The organism is Paenibacillus sp. 1781tsa1, assembly GCF_024159265.1.
Lineage (GTDB): Bacteria > Bacillota > Bacilli > Paenibacillales > Paenibacillaceae > Paenibacillus.
On sequence record NZ_JAMYWY010000001.1, the window covers coordinates 4,818,864 to 4,838,073 of the forward strand.

20 protein-coding genes and 3 tRNA genes are annotated in these 19,210 nt (G+C 44.8%); 4 read left to right on the plus strand and 19 right to left on the minus strand.

The window, feature by feature from the left end:
* Nucleotides 1–69: 69 nt before the first annotated feature.
* From NKT06_RS21750 to NKT06_RS21760, 3 genes are all read right to left on the minus strand, one after another.
* Complete coding sequence (locus NKT06_RS21750; protein ID WP_253439226.1) at nucleotides 70–489, minus strand: hypothetical protein; 420 nt, start codon at nucleotides 487–489, stop codon at nucleotides 70–72.
* Nucleotides 490–508: 19 nt separating this feature from the next.
* Nucleotides 509–1,177 carry a uracil-DNA glycosylase gene (ung, locus tag NKT06_RS21755; protein WP_253439228.1) on the minus strand — a complete coding sequence of 223 codons (669 nt, stop codon included), beginning with the start codon at nucleotides 1,175–1,177 and terminating at the stop codon, nucleotides 509–511.
* Nucleotides 1,178–1,424: 247 nt separating this feature from the next.
* A complete protein-coding gene (locus tag NKT06_RS21760; RefSeq protein ID WP_253439231.1) occupies nucleotides 1,425–2,639 on the minus strand; it encodes a MalY/PatB family protein in 1,215 nt (404 codons plus the stop codon).
* 252 nt (nucleotides 2,640–2,891) lie between these two features.
* Here NKT06_RS21760 and NKT06_RS21765 point away from each other — a divergent pair, with 252 nt between their 5' ends.
* A complete protein-coding gene (locus NKT06_RS21765) occupies nucleotides 2,892–3,599 on the plus strand; it encodes a helix-turn-helix domain-containing protein (RefSeq protein ID WP_017687366.1) in 708 nt (235 codons plus the stop codon).
* 158 nt (nucleotides 3,600–3,757) lie between these two features.
* Here NKT06_RS21765 and NKT06_RS21770 read toward each other — a convergent pair whose 3' ends face one another.
* The 3 genes from NKT06_RS21770 to NKT06_RS21780 form a co-directional block, all read right to left on the minus strand.
* Entirely contained in the window at nucleotides 3,758–6,679 is a 2,922-nt protein-coding gene (locus NKT06_RS21770; RefSeq protein ID WP_253439233.1) for an insulinase family protein, read from the minus strand.
* A gap of 281 nt (nucleotides 6,680–6,960) precedes the next feature.
* A tRNA-Leu gene (locus NKT06_RS21775) sits at nucleotides 6,961–7,046 on the minus strand.
* Between the two features lie 236 nt (nucleotides 7,047–7,282).
* Nucleotides 7,283–7,732, minus strand: coding sequence for a general stress protein (locus NKT06_RS21780; protein ID WP_253439236.1), 450 nt, complete (start codon nucleotides 7,730–7,732; stop codon nucleotides 7,283–7,285).
* Between the two features lie 207 nt (nucleotides 7,733–7,939).
* Here NKT06_RS21780 and NKT06_RS21785 point away from each other — a divergent pair, with 207 nt between their 5' ends.
* Complete coding sequence (locus NKT06_RS21785) at nucleotides 7,940–8,164, plus strand: hypothetical protein (protein ID WP_253439239.1); 225 nt, start codon at nucleotides 7,940–7,942, stop codon at nucleotides 8,162–8,164.
* 193 nt (nucleotides 8,165–8,357) lie between these two features.
* Here NKT06_RS21785 and NKT06_RS21790 read toward each other — a convergent pair whose 3' ends face one another.
* Both NKT06_RS21790 and NKT06_RS21795 read right to left on the minus strand, forming a co-directional pair.
* Entirely contained in the window at nucleotides 8,358–8,840 is a 483-nt protein-coding gene (locus NKT06_RS21790) for a NucA/NucB deoxyribonuclease domain-containing protein (protein WP_253439242.1), read from the minus strand.
* A 104-nt stretch (nucleotides 8,841–8,944) separates the two neighbouring features.
* Entirely contained in the window at nucleotides 8,945–10,093 is a 1,149-nt protein-coding gene (locus NKT06_RS21795; protein WP_253439245.1) for a sensor histidine kinase, read from the minus strand.
* 335 nt (nucleotides 10,094–10,428) lie between these two features.
* Here NKT06_RS21795 and NKT06_RS31945 point away from each other — a divergent pair, with 335 nt between their 5' ends.
* Both NKT06_RS31945 and NKT06_RS21805 read left to right on the plus strand, forming a co-directional pair.
* Nucleotides 10,429–10,593: a DUF6199 family natural product biosynthesis protein gene (locus NKT06_RS31945; RefSeq protein ID WP_367399900.1), complete on the plus strand. Its 165-nt coding sequence runs from the start codon at nucleotides 10,429–10,431 to the stop codon at nucleotides 10,591–10,593.
* Between the two features lie 144 nt (nucleotides 10,594–10,737).
* Nucleotides 10,738–11,961 (plus strand): MFS transporter, encoded by a 1,224-nt coding sequence (locus tag NKT06_RS21805; protein ID WP_253439252.1) that lies wholly within the window; start codon nucleotides 10,738–10,740, stop codon nucleotides 11,959–11,961.
* A 45-nt stretch (nucleotides 11,962–12,006) separates the two neighbouring features.
* On the opposite strand, the gene NKT06_RS21810 is transcribed toward NKT06_RS21805, so the two are convergent.
* The 11 genes from NKT06_RS21810 to NKT06_RS21860 form a co-directional block, all read right to left on the minus strand.
* On the minus strand, nucleotides 12,007–12,336 hold the full coding sequence (locus tag NKT06_RS21810) for a DUF1904 family protein (protein ID WP_253439254.1): 330 nt from the start codon (nucleotides 12,334–12,336) through the stop codon (nucleotides 12,007–12,009).
* 159 nt (nucleotides 12,337–12,495) lie between these two features.
* Nucleotides 12,496–12,615 carry a YjcZ family sporulation protein gene (locus tag NKT06_RS21815; RefSeq protein WP_253439256.1) on the minus strand — a complete coding sequence of 40 codons (120 nt, stop codon included), beginning with the start codon at nucleotides 12,613–12,615 and terminating at the stop codon, nucleotides 12,496–12,498.
* Between the two features lie 116 nt (nucleotides 12,616–12,731).
* Complete coding sequence (locus NKT06_RS21820; RefSeq protein WP_253439258.1) at nucleotides 12,732–13,406, minus strand: hypothetical protein; 675 nt, start codon at nucleotides 13,404–13,406, stop codon at nucleotides 12,732–12,734.
* Between the two features lie 171 nt (nucleotides 13,407–13,577).
* On the minus strand, nucleotides 13,578–13,757 hold the full coding sequence (locus NKT06_RS21825) for a hypothetical protein (protein WP_253439260.1): 180 nt from the start codon (nucleotides 13,755–13,757) through the stop codon (nucleotides 13,578–13,580).
* Nucleotides 13,758–13,895: 138 nt separating this feature from the next.
* Nucleotides 13,896–15,452: a tetratricopeptide repeat protein gene (locus tag NKT06_RS21830; RefSeq protein WP_253439262.1), complete on the minus strand. Its 1,557-nt coding sequence runs from the start codon at nucleotides 15,450–15,452 to the stop codon at nucleotides 13,896–13,898.
* 238 nt (nucleotides 15,453–15,690) lie between these two features.
* Entirely contained in the window at nucleotides 15,691–16,116 is a 426-nt protein-coding gene (locus NKT06_RS21835; RefSeq protein WP_253439264.1) for a hypothetical protein, read from the minus strand.
* A 184-nt stretch (nucleotides 16,117–16,300) separates the two neighbouring features.
* Nucleotides 16,301–16,374, minus strand: a tRNA-Ile gene (locus NKT06_RS21840).
* A gap of 56 nt (nucleotides 16,375–16,430) precedes the next feature.
* A tRNA-Met gene (locus NKT06_RS21845) sits at nucleotides 16,431–16,504 on the minus strand.
* A 71-nt stretch (nucleotides 16,505–16,575) separates the two neighbouring features.
* Nucleotides 16,576–16,740, minus strand: a complete 165-nt coding sequence (locus tag NKT06_RS21850; protein ID WP_253439266.1) for a hypothetical protein — start codon at nucleotides 16,738–16,740, stop codon at nucleotides 16,576–16,578.
* A gap of 133 nt (nucleotides 16,741–16,873) precedes the next feature.
* A complete protein-coding gene (locus NKT06_RS21855) occupies nucleotides 16,874–18,325 on the minus strand; it encodes an ABC transporter substrate-binding protein (RefSeq protein ID WP_253439268.1) in 1,452 nt (483 codons plus the stop codon).
* A gap of 21 nt (nucleotides 18,326–18,346) precedes the next feature.
* A complete protein-coding gene (locus tag NKT06_RS21860) occupies nucleotides 18,347–19,210 on the minus strand; it encodes an ABC transporter ATP-binding protein (RefSeq protein WP_253439270.1) in 864 nt (287 codons plus the stop codon).

Sequence of the window (19,210 nt, forward strand, 5' to 3'; positions counted from 1 at the left end):
CCTAATATACAGACCAAACATTAAATCCGTATGATTTTTGCATGAAATGAGTATTAAATCTTCGTATATTTAACGTATGCCACGGCGTGAACGTACGACAAACATATGCTTGTCTTTACGAAGAACCCGGCCATCTGCAAGTTCAACCTGATCCTCGTCATGACGCAGAATCGTCGTGCATAACGCTACAATTTTGGCCCGGCGCCAGATCATAACCTGTGACTTGAAATAGATTGCATTTTCGAACTGAATCGCCTTTTTTATCACATATCCAACCTTGTGCACTTCAGAACGTGCTTTCTTTAAGGGAAGACTCTCTTCGGGAAGAGGTCTGATCATTGCGATATTGTCAAACGATACCTTAATCCGTTTCGGTCCGATCCGTACACATTCCGCTTCTTCATCCCACTCGACCAGCGTTCCCTTCAATGGCTCCCGTATGCCTGTTGCACGATATACTGCTACTTTTCGTCCTATCCAATGTCGCAATGTTCTCACCTCCATCTGTCTAATTTTCAGGTATCTTCCAATCGATCGGTTCAATACCTTTGGAGGTCAAGAATTCATTGGCTTTGGAAAAGGGACGACTGCCGAGGAATCCGCGATGCGCAGCCAGCGGACTGGGATGTGTGGACTCCAGTACCAGGTGTTTGTCCCTGTTAATAAATGCACCTTTCTTCTGGGCATGACTGCCCCACAGCATATATACCATCGGCTCTGAACGTTCATTCAGCGCGCGAATGACAGCATCCGTAAACGTCTGCCATCCCAATGCCTGATGCGAGTTCGGCTGACCTTCACGGACCGTGAGAACAGCATTTAATAACAAGACTCCCTGCTGAGCCCAGTGGACCAGAGATCCATGATTCGGAATTGGCAGGCCCAGATCGGCCTGAAGTTCCTTATATATATTTTTCAGAGAAGGAGGCACGCGTACCCCCGGTCTGACCGAAAAGCTTAATCCATGAGCCTGACCCGCTCCGTGATAAGGATCCTGACCAATAATAACGGCCTTAACCTGATGATATGGCGTCAGCTTCAGTGCGGAGAACAGGTCTTCTTTGGGCGGAAAGACCGTCTGCGTTTTGTACTCGGCCGCGAGGGTATAACGAATTTTGTTGAAATATTCGGCTTCCGTCTCTTCTTGAAGCACCTTGTCCCAATCGTTTCCAAACATATGTATAGGCTCCTTTCCCCTGATGAATGCAGTTACGTGCAGCCCAACTACCGGGCTCTTCCTTCTGAGAGCCGCATGTCATGCAACTCATAGACTATCCACCATTTTAACATAACCGGGGACAGCAGACCAGAATTGCGCATCAGGGTATACGTTCACCACGAAATAAACCTTGTTCTTGCTGCACTCCGTATACTCATACGAAAAAGTCACCACGCTGTTGCGTGATGACTTGGTGACGTTATATTTAAACGGGTACCTCTTCGACTTCTTTTACAAGCACACTACTGATTCTCCGTAATCCTTCCTGAAGGACAGAACGCGGACAAGCCAGATTCAACCGAATACAACCCTCACCATTCGCTACAAACATATGACCATCTTCGAGCAACACACCCGCTTGCTCAGCGAAGAATAACGGTAAACTTACATGCTCGGGAGCATATGCCGAGATATCAATCCAGGCCAGATATGTGGCTTCCGGAATATGAAAGACAGCCAGCGGCAGATGCTGCTTCACATACTGTTCTACGCAAGCGAAATTGGCGTCTAGATAACCTTTTAATTGTTTCAGCCACTCATCACCCGTTTCGTAAGCCGCTTGCGTGGCAGCAATGCTCAGTGGGTTTTTGAAACCATAATGGCGTGCCTGCCAGATGTCTCGAAGTGCCTTATTCGGAATGATGACATTGGAGAACATCAGACCAGCCATGTTGAATGTTTTGCTCGGAGACATGCAGGTAATGATTCGATCCGTATCCGGGAACAGCTTCGCAAGTGGCGTATGTCTTTTGCCAGTCCGCAGCAGGTCACAGTGAATTTCATCCGAAATAATCCATACATTGTTCCTCAGACAGATCTCACCCACACGTTGTAACTCTTCCGTTGTCCAGACGCGTCCAGACGGATTATGGGGGTTGCAGAAAATACATACCCTTACCTTCTCATCCTTGGCCTTGCTCTCAAAATCCTCAAAATCAATCGAGTAACGCCCCTGCTCATTAAGCATATCCGAACATACCAGTTCAAGATCATTATGCTCCGCAGCTGACTTGAAAAAACCATAAGACGGGGTCAGGATCAGTACTTTCTCATCCGATTGACAAATATACTCCACCAGTTCATATAAAGCAGGGATGATTCCGTTTGAGGTCTCCAAATGCTCCTTCGGAAAGGACCAATCATAGTACCTTTTCATCCAATTCGAGACAGCTTCATAGTATGCCGGATCAAACACCTGGGAGTAACCCATAATTCTGCGGTCCAAACGTTCCTTCACTGCATCCAGAATCTCGGGAGGTGTGGCGAACTCCATATCTGCAATCCACATGCGAATAAATTCTTCGTCCTTAAATGGAAATGTCATATCTTCTGAAGCGTTAAAAATATATTGACGGAATCCATCCGTATTCATGGCATTTGTACCTGTGCGATCTATAATCTCATCAAAGTTATATTTCATCGTAGCTTCTGCTCCTCTGTCTGCTCAACTTTTCATTGTCGGTTCATGTCGTATGAGATCTATTATTCCATGACGTAGAAATTGCATCAAATGCAATACAATCTATCCTGACGAAACAAATAAAGTTTATTGTTTCTCCAGAATAGGTTTTTCGGCGAGAAAGTGATATATTTTTCATATAACATCATTTTTATGAATGACTTTCACCATTTTCACGTACTCTCAAGAAACATTGCATAAGGAGAACCAGTTATGAACAATATCAATCAGGAAGTTGGTAAGAAAATACGAAACTTTCGGAAGTGGCGGGGACTGACCATTCAACAGCTGGCGGATCAGATCTTCAAGAGCAAGGGCACCCTGTCCAAATATGAGAGCGGAGATATTACACTTGATCTGGTCACGTTACATCATATTGCGAACGCGCTCAACATTCAGGTGGAACAACTCTTGTACCAAGAACCCAGACACGCTTCCCCCCTGATGAATGCAGTTCCGTCCAGCTTTTTCAAGAATTCTACACGTTTCTATTCCTACTTCTATGATGGGCGTAACAACAGTCTCATTCGATGTGTCATTGACATGATGGCTCAATCGGATGCCAACCGTTATCGCACCGTGATGTATATGAATGTGAAGGATTTTGAGAACTACCAGGAATGCGAGAATATGTACTGGGGCCACACCGAACATTATGATACACTCACCACGCTGATTTTAAAAAATCAGGCCACACCGCTGGAGAATCTATATATTAATATTCTGGCATCTTTTCAGGAATCGGAGAAAAAGTGGGGACTGATGGCTGGTGTCTCCTTCAGACCTTTCATGCCGATCGCGCTCAAAATGTTATTCTCCAGAACCCCGCTGCCCGAGAATCAGGAGTTATATAATGAATTAAAAATCTCAAAGGAAGATCTTCGGACCCTGAAAATATACAACATGCTCGCTGTCACTTGAATAACGCAGCGTGTCACCCATTCTCATTATGGATCGGCAACAGTTGCTCCACATTCCTCCTCATTATAAAAGGCACTTCTATAAGCTGTTGAAACCAGCTCATAAAAGTGCCTTTCGCTTTGACGCCTATTCGATCCGGGGATAAGCGAGACTAACGTTTAGTTTTTGATTAAATCCAGCGTCTCGTCAAACATTTGCTTCTGTTCCTCAATCTTGTTCTCATTACCGATCACGCAGCGCTGTTGCTGTTCAAGTACGGCCGATAAGAGCTCAGCAAAACCGATAATGTCGCTTTCCTTCGTGCTTAACACTTCGTCACGTTCCTGTTGCAGATCTGCTTCAGTCACATTCGACAGGTAACACTCCAGAGAGAATGCCCCCTCACCATAAGGTGTTCTCGGCGTGTCTAGATCCTGGATCGCACCAATGATGTAACGTGTCATTTCCCGCTCGTCTGCCCGGAAATCGTTCAAATACTGTGGTATCTCTTCATATACTTTGTACGTTTTAGCGAGGTTCGGATCACGATACGATGCAACGTAGCTGTCACCGTTCCGTCTGAAACCTGACATACAGCCATAAGCTCCGCCTTTGGCGCGGATATTGGTCCACAAGTAATCCAAGGACAGGATGCCCTGCAAGACCCGTAGTGAACCGGTGTATTGATATCCTTTGTCGATATAATTGCCCGTTTGCACGACATACTGCACCTCTGAAGGGGAACGGAATCCTTCCTTATGAGTTGCAGGTGTGAACGTAAACTCTTCCTTGGCAACTTCATGTGTGAACAGCTTCGCTTTCAGATCGGATACCTGTTGCTCCAGTCCTTCATATCCCTGCTCATCGGCAGTATAGCTAACAAGCAAGTTCTCCGGTCTGAAAATATACCCCGTCAACTCTTGCAGGCTGGAAGATAACTCTTCTTTTCTGGCCTCAAAATTCGCCTGAAGATCCTCCAACCACTGGTAGAAGGCGATCCCACTTACAGCTTCCCTGAAATCGGCAACCGCTGAATGTTTGGACGAAGACCGGCCAATTCCCGCAGAGTGTCCGCTATTGATCAGATTACGTTGCAGATTACCTTTCATCTGAGAGATGATCTCATATAATCGCTTCGAATTATCAAATCGGGACGTGAACACAATTTCTTTGATCATATCAAAGGCAAATCCAAGCTTGTCATATAACACTTTGGCGTTGAACTCATAGGTAGCCTTGAATTCATTGTGTTTATGCGCGTTAGCATAAGATCCTATCCCGCTATGAATACCACCCGAATGGATATGGATTTCATTGGACAGTTCATTGAACGAGTAGTTTTGAGTATCCACGTAACCCAGCACATTCTTCAGCAATCCTGCATACGGCAGGAGATGACGAGGCACTTCTTTGATATCAAACAGCAGTCTCAGATAACCAATTCCGTTGGTGTAAAGGTTATGATGGAGAATGGTTGTGTCGTCGACCTGTTTCACCGTTTGATGCAACGTAGAGGCCTTCGGTTCAATATCTTCAATCGATAATGTCGGAATGACCTGCTGCTGTTCTTTGGTTGAAGGTGTATTCTGATACTCGGCGAGTGCTTCCGTTTTCTGAATCAGCGTCTGCACTTCTTCCTCACTAAGACCGGCCTGAATGGTTTTCAGACGCGCTTTCAGCGCTTCTTCTTTGCGTGAATTCAACCCTTTGTCCGGTGTCAGGGCCACAAAGGAAGTATGTGTGTTTTGTAATAAATACTTTTCAATAAGTTGTTCGAAGTAACCTTCGTTCATTTTTGTCCGCAGCTCAGCAAATACGTCATTGGCTTCTAAATGAGTGAAAGGTGCCTCTTCATCGTACAGCCAGCTTTGCAGGGAGGAGAATCCGTAGATCAAGCCCTTCGGCATTCTGCCATAGTCCGCTTCCCTGTGATTGAACTCATACGAGTTAATTCCAGCAAGCAGCGCTTTAGGATCAAAACCTTCTTTTACCACACGCTCAAGCACTTCTTTGACCGTTCCCAGGAAATCCTCTTTGCTCGCCAGGTTACTCTTCTTCAGTCCCACCGTGAACACAGGCTGATACAGGCTGTCATCATACGAACCGTAGACGTCCTTCGCAATCCCTTTATCCAGCAACGCCTGTTTTAATACCGCTCCCGGAGCGTTCAACAAGGCGTATAACAAAATTTGAAACGAAATGTTCAGTTCCTTGTCAAGACTTGTGCCAATCACCGCGTTATAGGTCAAGAAGCTGTTATCCACTTCGGATTCCGTACTTCCCGCAGAGTAAGTCTTAACTGTGTCTACCCGTTCTGCAAAGGCAGGTTGAAGTTGAATGGCCGAATCGATATCGATTCGATCATATGCACTCAGATAGTTCTCATCGAGCCATTGCAGCTTCTCTTCCATATCCATATCCCCGTAGAGATAGATGTAACTGTTGGAAGGATGATAGTATCTCGTGTGGAAATCCAGCAGCCCCTGATACGTTAGATCCAGAATAGCTTCCGGGAACCCGCCAGACTCGGAGGAGTACGTGGTATCCGGGAAAAGGGAGTTCAGCACTTCTCTGCGCACCATTCGTTCCGGTGAAGAAAAGGCACCCTTCATCTCGTTATATACAACTCCGTTGTAGGTTAACTCATCATCTGCTGAGGCCAGATTATAGTTCCAGCCTTCTTGCAAAAATATTTTTTCATTCTCATAAATATTCGTATTTAATACCGCATCCAGGTAAATATCCATCAGGTTATGGAAGTCATGATCATTACGACTCGCGATCGGGTAGATCGTCTTATCCGGATACGTCATGGCGTTAAGGAATGTATTCAATGAACCTTTCAGCAACTCAACAAAAGAATCCTTGGCCGGAAATTTCTTGGACCCACAGAGCACGGAGTGTTCGAGGATATGGGCTACCCCTGTATCATCTTCCGGAGGTGTACGGAAACCGATACTGAATACTTTGTTGTCGTCCTGATTGGACAAAAGTACAATTTTGGCTCCGGATTTCTGGTGCTCCAACAGATACGCATCCGATTTCAGTTCTTCAATTCTGCGCTCCTGTAACACCTTGTATGGCTTAAGCTGTTTCAACATAAACTTGAGTCCTCCGTCCATAAGATTGTTTTATTGGTTTTGTGACTCTACATAAGTTCAGCAATGTAAAGGTAATATATGCCTACGGATAGTATACACCATTGTTCCGTCTCTTCATAAAAGTCAGATAAATGTACCTTCTGATATGTATTATGCAGGGTTTATGTTTATGAGCTACATCGTGATGTGGGCTACAATGAAGTGACATTGATATTAAAGAACATAAAAAAAGATCGCATGCAGCTTGGTTAACAAGCGTCATACGATCTTTCTTTTTAAGATGCCGAGGACCGGGATCGAACCGGTACGGTAGTCACCTACCGCAGGATTTTAAGTCCTGTGCGTCTGCCAATTCCGCCACCCCGGCAGGATTATGTATTTCTTGGCGACAAGAAATATCTTACCATGAACTAATTAACTTTGCAACACTTTTATTAAAAATAATAAAAAAAATGAAACAGGCACTGCAAGCGTCAGCTCACAGTGCCTAGAAAGTCCGAGTTGCGGTCCCGGACTTCCGGTAAACCAATCTATATTAAGGGAGGTGTGAGATAAGAATACCTCCCCAACATTAAAGAAACCTAAAATCAGCCTTAAATTAAACTAAAAAAGTAAAATCGGGCGAACACGAGCTGCCTCTTCCTCACTGCACTCCACGATAACCAAGATATGGTCCTTTAACAGCCAATCTTCATAATACCGTGCGTCTTCTTCCGAGATCCCCGCTTCAGTCAGTGTAAGCACCAAATCATCGGTCTCACTCCCGATCTCATTGCCGGCGAGTCTGCGCACTGCTTTTCCGATCGACATCGTCTGATCCATCCGTTTCCCCAGACCAGCCAATATCCCTTTTAGCGCGCCAAAGGCACCATCCGTTCCTGCACCTTTTAATGGTTTGGGCAGACCCGTCTTCTCGCTCACCAGCTCCAGATTAAGCTGTTCCTTCGCCACCGCTCCCAAATATTTATCCTTAATGCCTTCCTCTTTAGCTTTATTCAGCATGATTATAGCCTCGTTCTCGGTACGGGCCAGCCCAATCATCAATTGTGTCATTCCGTTCCCCTCCTTTTACCCTAATATAACCCCGTAATGACCATTCAAAAACGGATAATTGCCAGCTATGACAAATCACCTAGAACATTGTTTATTTCTCTTCTGGAAATCTATACATAGTTCTGATAGACTAGATAAAGAAGACAAATTAACCATTGAAAACATTGACATATGGATTTTACATCTCATAATCAGGAGCAATGACTTATGAAAAAAGAGGTAGAAATTGCCATACGGCGCAAACAACAGATTATGGTTCGTAATACAAGCGGTCAGACGGTAACCGGATATCCCGAGCGTACCGCTGATACATCGATTCTCTCCTTACGTACCGTTCACGGAAGTCTGTGGATACCGTTTGATGAGGTTGAACAGGTTACGCGTCTGTTAAGCATCCGTTCTCACCATTTAAGCGGTATGCAACTCGTGTAGTCGGATCTGTAAATTTACAACATCAGTTCTCGTATATTTACGGCAACTATATCTAGTTATGCCAACACTTCATACCAAAAAACCAGACGCCTGCACGTCTGGTTTTTCTCTTCTACTTATCTTCTACCACGATGCCACTGACCTCACAACCCAGATCTTACTATCCTTTTTGCTGTCCAACCATATCCTGTTGTTACTTCACTACAAACTTCACTCGTGTTCCATCCGGATATGTACTTAACTGATTCCCTACCCATGAACCTGCACCACGATTATCCTTCGGGGTAATGTACTGGATATCTGCACCTGTGCCTCCCTCAGCGCACATCGCCATAGGCCACTCGTCACGATCCTTACCTTTTTTGACCGGAACACCCTTGAGTGATAGATCCCGATTGCCTTCAGCTCCACTACGATCAATGGTGCATACATCCGAATGCCCTGCCTTAATGGCAGCTTTAATATGATTGGCTGTTTCGGGATAGCGCTCTGAAGGGAACGTAATGGTATGGTCTACACTCTTATTCGTGCCTCCGAATGGATTAGGTATCTCCTCTGGCCATTCTCCCCCTGCCCAGGCGTAGAGGGCTACCAGCAGCATCGCTACCAGCGTCAGTATCTGCTTTTTGAAGCCTTGTTTACTTTTCCGTTTTCGTCCTGTGCGTCTCTTACTCATGCTGTGTCTCCCCCATTCAACACTTGCATTATAACAGAACGCCCGTTCGTAAAACAATAAAATAAAAAAACAGCCGAGACCACCCGGCTGTCCTGCTTGTTTGATTATCCTACATTGGGAACGGCCTGTTGGCGCAGCAAGGGCAGTGTCACCTCAAACTGTGTACCTATCCCCTCGGTACTCTCCACCGAAATCTGACCATTCATCAGTTCCAGCAGTTCTTTGCAGATGGTCAGACCAAGACCGCTTCCGCCAAATCGGCGCGCATGGGAGATGTCGGTCTGGGTAAATGCATCAAACAATTGTTCGATCTGATGCGGAGGAATGCCAATTCCCGTATCACGCACAGAGAATACCAAAACTACAGTATCCATGATTTGTTGCCTCACATCCACCTGTAACTGCACTTCACCTTGTTCCGTGAACTTGATCGCATTACTCAGCAAATTATCCAGTACCTGCCGAAGTCTTAGCGGGTCACCGATAAGTACATCAGGAACATTCAGATCAGCATGACAGAGCAAACGTATGTGTTTATTCTGTGCCGCAGGCTCATGTGTCTTTACAATCTGTTGGATCAGCTTCAGAGGTTGAAATTCAATATTCTCCACATCCATTTTCCCTCTACCCAGTTTCGCCATATCTAGACTATTGTTAATGATGTTCAGCAGCGCCTCACCTGATTGACGTGCAAGTTCCAGGTATTCTTTCTGTTCATCCGTAGTTTCACCCATGCTGGCAAGTTCGATCATGCCCATAATGCCGTTAAGCGGGGTACGAAGCTCGTGATTCAGCTTGCCGATGAATTCCAATTGCCCTCTGCTGTTCATCTCAGCCATGGAAGTTGCAAACTTCAGCTGCTGTTCGGCATACTTCCGTTCTGAAATATCGTATTGAATGCCTACAAAATATAAACACTCTCCGGATTCATTAAAGATCGGATCAATATTCAATTCGTTCCAGAACTTCTGACCACTTTTTGTATAATTTAAAATATCAATCTTAATGGATTGTTGTTTCTTTAATGCATCACGAATCTGCATTACCGTTTCAGGGTCAGTGTCCTGTCCTTGCAAGAATCGGCAATTCTGTCCGACAGACTCTTCATAGGAGTATCCTGTCAGCCGGGTAAAATGTTCGTTTACATACAAGAGTGGAAGCTCAGGCAGGGTAGCATCGACTACCGTAACGGAGGATTTCACTTTCGAGATGATAAATTCCCACTGTAATGAGAGTTGATTATGTTGGCTCATGCGTTCCTCCTTCATCTCACACATGTAATATTTATATATTCTGTGTTCGTGCATTATATGGAGATATAATTAACCAAGTGGTATGTGTTCATATAAAACCAATATATTTTAATTGTAACACAGTTATTCAAGTCATGTGGTTTATGGGTAATAGTTGATAACTAACATTCGACAATTACCTAACTGTCATCAGGAGGAATACACATGAAATTTCTGTTAATTATCATCATTATTATTTTGATTGTAGTCTTTTTTACCAGACGCAAACGTTAAGATGAGGTCCGTTATGTAAGTTAGAAAGGAAGATGGGTATGAGAACCCTCTTTTTTATATTTATGGTACTCTGTATCATCAATTTCTGTTTCCCAAAATTCGGCTGGTATCTGCGTTATGGCTGGATTTCCCGAGGTGAGGCAGAACCCAGCAGGCCATATATGACGATGGTCAGAACGACCAGCCTGCTGATGTTGCTTATCGCCTTCACACTCACTTTGGCATGAGCTATAGCCATTAGAAGATGACTGCCCTGCTGGGCAGTTTCTTTTTTTATGCTGAAATGACGGGAAAATGATAACTTTGTTTGTGGTGCAATGATGACAATGCCCGTAATATAGATATATCGTTTCGGAAAGGACATCATTGGCATGAACATCGCATTTTATCCCTATTGGGCCGCCAAAACGCTGCTCTCGCTTATTAATGTCATATATATCATGGTCATTACTACGTTTATTTACAGTCACACAGGATCGGTACTCTCTGCTGCAATGTTTCCACTTATTCAGATCATTGCACGTATAACAGCAGGTTTCACTTTGCCATTACTTGTGAACCGTTTCCCATTATCCAGACTATTGATCAGCATTTCCATAGCCAAAACATTAATCATGACCTGTATAGCCATTTCGTTGAATCACTTGATTTCACAGCTGCCGCTTCTATTGATTGGAGTGGTCATATTATCCTTTTTGGATGGATGGGAATCTCCGTTACTGAATGCTTTAACGCCACGATTGGTTCAAGGAGAAGACCTTGTGAAGGCAAATAGCCTGCTATCTTTCTCCAATCAGACTGTAACCATTGTCGGGTACGCCATGACGGGATTCGCCGTGATGAACTGGGGGGCGTCACAGACATTTTGGGCAGCTACAAGCCTGTCCTGGGCCGTTCTGATTTTCCTAATTGCCCTTGGCTCGCTCACACGCGGTGTAGAACAATTCCAAAAATCTGCTGTATCCCGGAATGTATTGAGGGAAGGTTGGAGTATACTTTGGAAGAATCCATCATTACGACTGATCACGCTTATGGACATTGCCCAGACACTTGCGGGTTCGATCTGGATTGGAGCTGTTACGTTAGCCTTTGCAAAAGAAGTTCTGGGACGAGGAGAAGGCTGGTGGGGACTCATGAACTCGAGTTACGCTGCTGGAACCATGCTTGGAGGTATTCTGGCTCTTGCACTGGCCAAACGGATTCAGAAGCATCTGATCGTTAGTATGACCATGGGTTCTCTTCTCTTCAGCCTGCTGACCATCGTTTATGGCCTAAACAACCTGCCATGGCTCGCTCTGGTGTTATGCATACTCATGGGTCCAGTTCATCAGATTCGTGATGCGGCTCAGCAGACAGCGCTTCTGAGAAGCGTGCCGGTCGAATCTCTATCCAGGGTACACGCTGCACATGGCGTTTTGATTTCCATGGTTTTGAGTGTATCCATAGTGATCTTCGGTCTAGTCGCCGATCAACTGGGTGTTCAATGGGTATACCTTATTGGTGGAGCCTCGTTTATTGCTTCTGCGATATGCTCATTATTATGGAGCAGGGTTCACAGGAATCAGCCCATTGCTAAACATACGAAAAATATGTAAATCAAAGAGACGAGCAGCCTCTGCTCGTCCCTCACAATCTTAATCTCAATCCAATCGATAATCTGTCAGCGGCTTGCCTTGTTTATAATACAAAGTGGGTGACAATATATTGAAGAAAATATGCACATCCGGCATGTACGCTTCTTCCAGAATAGCCTGCAACGACGATGCAATCCGATTATGAATCTCCTGATCACGTTGAAACATCAGAATCTCTATAGAAGCTGGAGAAGGTGTTAGCGCTTGTACATCATGACGCTCTGCCTTCATTCTCTCCCGTGGAATATGAGTAATTAGGGCCATCTTCTCTGTAATTTGGGGTACAACTTCCTCTAGCTGAGGACCTGTGAATCCTTTAAAGCGAATAAACGGCATTGCTATCCCTTCAATCTCTATTAATAGTCTCTTATGTGATTTTAAGCACATTGTTTTCAGTTGTCAAATGTCATGGATGGCATAGGTTGCTACTCATAAAAGGGAAAAGCCCCGCTGAAGTCTCAGCGGAGCCATTGCCTGCACGTGTCTATACGTGACTTACAGCCAGAAAGATTTTGTGATGATTACGAGCAGGATGAAAAGTACGAGAATTGCACTTGTAGAAGTCCATCCGCCGAATCCACCAACATTGCCACAACCGTATCCAACTTGACTCATTTGATTGGCCTCCTTTGAATTTCAAGGTATGCCATAACATATGCGTATTCCGCGCAAGTGACCGGGCGAATCGGCACGTTCATCAACCCATTCATCTGAAATTTATTCCTGATGATTTAACCGGATGGGACGATGGAGATTTTCAGTTGTTTTTCTTGGGACTCCTGAGGTAAGCGGTCTGTATTTTCTCTGTCCAGAAGGATTGTACGAGTACATGTATCACTTCGGGATGCCAGAACAACCTCTCCATCAGGTGTTATACAATAGGTGATCGGAATGGAGATCTCGCTGTCACGGTACGAACCATCCGCATGGCTTGTCCCCATGACAATACATTGATGCTGTAAGGCAATCTTACATGCCTCTTCAACCCACTCACTGTACTGCTCTTCACTGAACATACCCACACCAATGGAATGCATCACAATGTCCACATTTCCTATATTCTCGTTGCAAAATCCTTGCAGGACCAGCTCATCACACAACAACGTGCTTATTACCCACCCCTGTTCCACAACCGTCTCAGCAGGTGTATATTTAACTTTCTCCAATACGATCTCTCCAGCCTTATTGATGATGATGGATCGATCCTTCGGACGTTCTTGCAACCTCCGATGACCCGATACAATCATAATTCCATATTCAGCCGCCAGGCGGCAAGCATCTTCGACATTCTGGTTCAGATAACCTTCAGGATAGAATATTATATCCGCATCAGGGTATTGCTTAAGTTCGGCTTCAAGCTGCAGCACATGCTGTTCCATCCTCGGTTGTCCAATGATAATCTTCATCTGGTATCCCCCATTCATAAATAAAAGCCGGTTCATACCTGAATAAGGTACGAAACCGGCTTAAAGGTTGTACGAACAGTGTTCCTGCGCATCGTACTTCGCTTCAAGAGTAATTGGTGCTCATGCTATTGCTCGATGAGACAATTACCTTTACAGTTCAGTGATATGTAGTTAGGCATTTCTACGTTCAATACTATCATATATAGCCTGCCCATCATAGCTTCGATCTTTAGCGATATCCTTAGCCAATAGAGCGCCATCTGCGACACTGTTTACGTTTCCAGACAGCACGCTAAACGCACCTAAAACCCACATTAATGGATATAATGCAACGGATAAGGCTTTTTTCATATCTTTGTCTCCTTTTCTGTTGATATAGTTGATTGGTTGAATATCCCATTAATACGATTACACCCCAATTAAGTTTCAATTTCACACACAACCATCACCAACTTTTTACATACAGGAGACAAACTAAAATTGTTCCCTTCAGCTCAACTCAAAACTCTGGAGTAACGCTGCTGCCTCTTCATGATCAGGTTCCAGAGCCAATACTTTATGGGTATATGACAGGGTTTCTTCCTCCAGTTCGAGTTCATAACAGCACACAGCCAAGTCGTACAAGACGGCTGGATTATGATTACTCGGATCTGCAACCAATGATATCTCCAGAAACCGTTTAGCATCCTCATACATATACATCTCATATAATAGTTGCCCTGCCAAAAATGCCAGCCCCCCTTGCTGCTCCATCACATAGTAGGACGACCACATCGTATGAATCCCTGACTGAATATCGAGCATTTCCTCATCACTTGCATCAGGAAGAAGACTGGAGATGTGCGTCGCGCTATGGATTAAGAACTCAGCATCATACCCACCCAGACGCCAGAACGGTAATATATGCTTCAACTCCATAGTCTCTACACGTTGGTCTACCCATTGCTTCATGCTGAAAAAGTCATCCGGTCCAAAACGTTCCACAAATCGATGATAGGCCAGTCTCGTGTTCACATAACGAATCGGTTCATCCACCATCAACATGCATCCAACATTCAGATCTTTATAATGATGTGTTGTGAATCGAGTATGTGCTCCCTGTTGTTCCAGAACATATTGAATCGCATGGTAGTTGGCTGTTAAAGAAAAACTCCCGTGAAGAACGAATTCAGGCGGCTCTGCGAACTTCCAGTTATCCAGACGATGATCCCCTTTATCAGCGGTAATCAACACATAACCTGACTGCGACAGCTTGTTCAACCGTTCAAGACAGGACAAGCCAATTGCGGGGAAAAGGATGTGTGAATCCTCCAGTTCCTCTTTGTACAACGTAATCAGTTCCGAATACGGATAGTTGTCTGCACTGTATTCAGGGGCTTTGCGATACTCATAACTCAGCGTCATGTTCTTCAACATCTCAGCAGGTTCCAGATTAAGACGACGATCCGGAGACTGAAGAAGCAGATCACACTCATATATCTCGCCGGACCCAATATAGATTAATTCCTGCGGGATGCTGTCAAAAAAGTAATTGGCAATCAACAACAACGGTTGTTTCAGATCACCAGGCCGAATAACCGTGCCTGCGACAACCAGATTCAATTCCGTGTCCTTTACAGCGTCAAAACGTGCAAAATCCACTATACCTTGTTGAATAAATGATTGCATGGATGGATGCTCCTGCCAACCCAGCACATTCTCTGCTACGAGATCGGTCATTACATATCTGAAAGGTGGTAACTCTATTCCAGCAAATTCCTTTAACTCAAGCAGTTTCAGGAGAATTTGGTGTGCCAACCGCCCTACGCCCGCTCCAAGTTCCAGAATGGTCACAGTCTCCGTGATCTGTCCCTGGTTCGCGAGATCCTGAAGAAAACCAAAAATCATCTCTGCGTACGCCGCTGCAATCACCGGATTACTGGTAATATACTGAGGGACCTGATTCTCTGTCCAAGCCTCTAGCCCTTTCTGTTCATAATAAGCTCGCTGCCAATCCCAGACTGGAGCTTCACTGTAACGAAAACGTTGACTTTCATTTTGCGTCATTAAAGGTAAACCTGCTTTCTATCACTAATTTCGTAAGATTCTCAAAAATTCATGTTTTACTTTATTCGTAAATACCGTTCCAATCTCTGTAATGTATTATATCATAGAACCTTGTCTACTCGACAAACGCTCCGTATGCCCCTTCATCAAAAAAAACCTGCTTTTGAGGGCAGGCTCGTAACGTTCTTTCATATTAAGAAGATGGATGAATTGATTCATTTGGCAAGAAAGTCCAACATTAGTCGGAGTATAATACTCCGTCAAAGTTCTCAGGGCCTACACGGACTGTGCCCAACAAGTTGGAGCTGACAAATGCAGTGTACGTCAATTGTGGTGTAATTGGTGGATTGAAGTCATCCGCAGAGAATGTAATTACCTGAGGTGCAAGAACACTCAGATTAAATGTGGAAGTGGCGGAATAAATAACTGGGTCTGTTGCTAAAGTCCCCCTAACAATAGTAATCGTAATTCCGGCAAGTGCTAATGGAAGCTGGACAGAGACCGTTCCCTTGAATTGTACACGCGGATTAGTTCCGATACCAGCTGTGGACACCAAACCAATCTGTCCAAATAATTGAGGTGTGTTAATTACAAGGATTGGAATGGCGATAGAGTTAGCCAAACTCGCATTCTGCGAAGTTCTTGCATCAATAAATTGACTCATGAAATCTACCTCCTATGGGTTGGGATAAGGTAGTATATGCGAGATTTGAGATATGGCATGGACATACACTGACATTCGCAAAAAAAAGGCATATTAGAAAGATTCCATTAACAAGTTACCTTTTTGCTCTAGCACCTAATTGTAGACAGAAAAAAACCCTTGCTAGGCAAGGGTTTCAAGAGTATGGGCCCTACAGGACTCGAACCTGTGACCAATCGGTTATGAGCCGACCGCTCTAACCAACTGAGCTAAGGGCCCTAGACATAATGTATAACGTGCAGATGATGGCTGTAAATCATCCAAGTGAAACTAAATTGCGGGGGCAGGATTTGAACCTGCGGCCTTCGGGTTATGAGCCCGACGAGCTACCGGGCTGCTCCACCCCGCGTCAGTAAGAAATATTAAAACAGCGACTTAATTAATATACACTATTGATACCCTATAAGTCAAGGGGTAATGTCAGGGAATAAATCTTACACCGTAACGACCTTTGCGTGATCGATAAACTTCCACTTCCGCTGGTTCATTATGACCATAAATCCATCCATCCTGCTCCATCCGCTTGGCCAGACATCCTGCCTGAAATTTGGTTGCATACAACTTGCTGAAATATACCCAGTTCATACCGTTCGTCCTTTCCGGAGTCGTCATTTATTCCTGCTTTTTGTAGAATACCCCATTTTCATAAAAATAGCCGCCCAAGATTAAAATCTTCAGCGGCTATCCTTAACTTATGATAGGAATACTTGATCAAATCTCATTCAAACGTGGCTTTAGGGTCTTTTTTCAATTTCTGCAGCATCTCGTTTCCTTTCGCTGCCCACTCACCAAGCGCTTCTTTTGGTGTCTTCTTGTTCTCAAGTACCTGATTGAAATATTCCATGCCTTTTTCATTTACTTGCCATAAGCCTGGGGATTTTTGATACATTTTATCCAGGTTGGTATTGGTTGGCGGAATCGGCTTCAAAGAATAGAATGCTTGAATGTTGTAATCCAATCCATCTTTTGGCTTAATGAAGCTCTTCCGGGATACCATTTCATAGCTGCTACGCGCCTTGATTTTAGCCCAATCTTCACTGTTCATGTACTTGATCAGTTCCCACGCATCATCCGGGTTCTGAGCCGCACTATTGATCGCCATGAGATTGCTCAGGTAGATGCTACCTCCAATTTCAGGAGCTTCCGGGTGAACTGGAGGTGTTACGACATCCCAATCCACTTTCGTAAAGTCTTTCATTTTATCCGCATTTTTATTGGCATCAATTAATTGATTAATATAGCTGTAATCACCAATAGCCATGGCTGCCTTGCCGCTCAGGAATAGGTCACCCTGTATTGGATCATAACGTCCGCTCGGATTCTGATCCTGCGGTTCGTCGCCTTTAGGGATAACTTTGTCAATGGCCAGTTTGCTGATGGTGCTCCACACTTTCTCCCATTGAGGAGAATCTACGGTCATCTTCTCTGCTTTGTCATCAAACGTCTTCAGCTGCAACGCGCTGTAGTACTGCTGCATGGAGTAGTACGGCGAACCACCCTGATATGTCGTGAAGGTAAAACCAAATACGTGATCTTTACCCTCGCCTTTAGTAAGTCGGGTACCCAGATTGAAAATATCGTCCCAAGTCATATTGTCCGTTGGCGGTTCCACGCCTGCTTTTTCAAACATGCCTTTGTTATAGAACAAAGCCGAAGATGAGAACGTTGGTGTCAATGCATAGATGCTCTGATCCCCCAGATCTTTGATACCCTCCAGCACACTAGGAACAATGTCTGTCGTATCAAACTTGTCTTCTTGCATTAATGGGTCCAACTGCTTCACCAGATTCTCCTGAATTAATGATTTGACTGTAGAGGTATCTGCCACGATGACGTCAACCGGGTTATCGCCAGTCATAATCTTCTTCAGACTTTCCATCGTATCCGGAACTTCCTGCTGTTCTTCAGTGTTGCCATACCCATACATGCTGCTCTGATCAACGGCAGCTACAATCTCAATGGCTACATTGGGATGGGTCAGCTCAAAAGCATCAGTAAATTGTTGACGGAAATAACTGTCGTCTTGCCCTCCCCACATGGTAGCCACACGTAATACACGTTGCTCTGTATCCTTCGCCTCACTCGCCGTACAGCCAGCAATCAGCGGCAATGCTAGTGTTGCAGTAGCCATGACAGCCAGCACACGTTTTCCCCACAACCTGTTCTTCATCTCCCAATTCCCCCTCATGAATTATCTTGGCGGTGTAATGACAATGCGTTCACCGTCAAATTCCAATGTAGCCCGGTTATCAATGGATAAGGCCTCCAGATACTCTTTTGGCACCTGAAGCCGCCCTGCACGGTCAATAATGACGAATGCTTCGTGAATGTCCGGCATACCCGCTTCGGATAAGCTATGCTCATCGTCCAAATTTGGGTTGCGCTTCACAAACTCGGTACTGGTCAAGCCGTCCCGGATCGCAACGATCCGGTCCACCTTGCCAGCTAACGTCAAGTCATGGGTAACGATGACAATCGTAACGCCGAGTTCCTTGTTCATTCTTCGGAAAATGCCCATGATTGTATCACATGTCTCGGAATCGACCGAACCAGTTGGTTCATCTGCAAGCAGAATTTTGGGACGATTGGATAAGGAGATCGCAATCGCTACCCGTTGCTGCTCTCCTCCGGACAATTGATGCAATTTGTTATTCATCCGATCCTTAAGTCCTACCCATTCGAGCAATTGTTTCGCGTAAGCACGATCACGCTTGCCTCCCAGAATCATGGGCGTCTCCACATTTTCCAGTGCAGTGAGATAAGGCAGCAAGTTACGACCGTTATTTTGCCAGATAAAACCTACCGTATGACGTTTGTATTCGACCAATTGGGCATCTGTCATCTTCAGCAAATCCCAGTCTCCCACAACAGCCGTACCCGCCGTAGGACGATCAAGTCCACCCAGAATATTCAGCAGTGTGGATTTACCGCTACCGCTGTTACCGATGATGGCCATCATTTCACCTTGATTGACAGTCAGGTTGAGACCCTGAAGGGCAACGACTTCCACATCGCTGGATTTAAAAATTTTGACAAGTCCTTCGCATTGGATCAC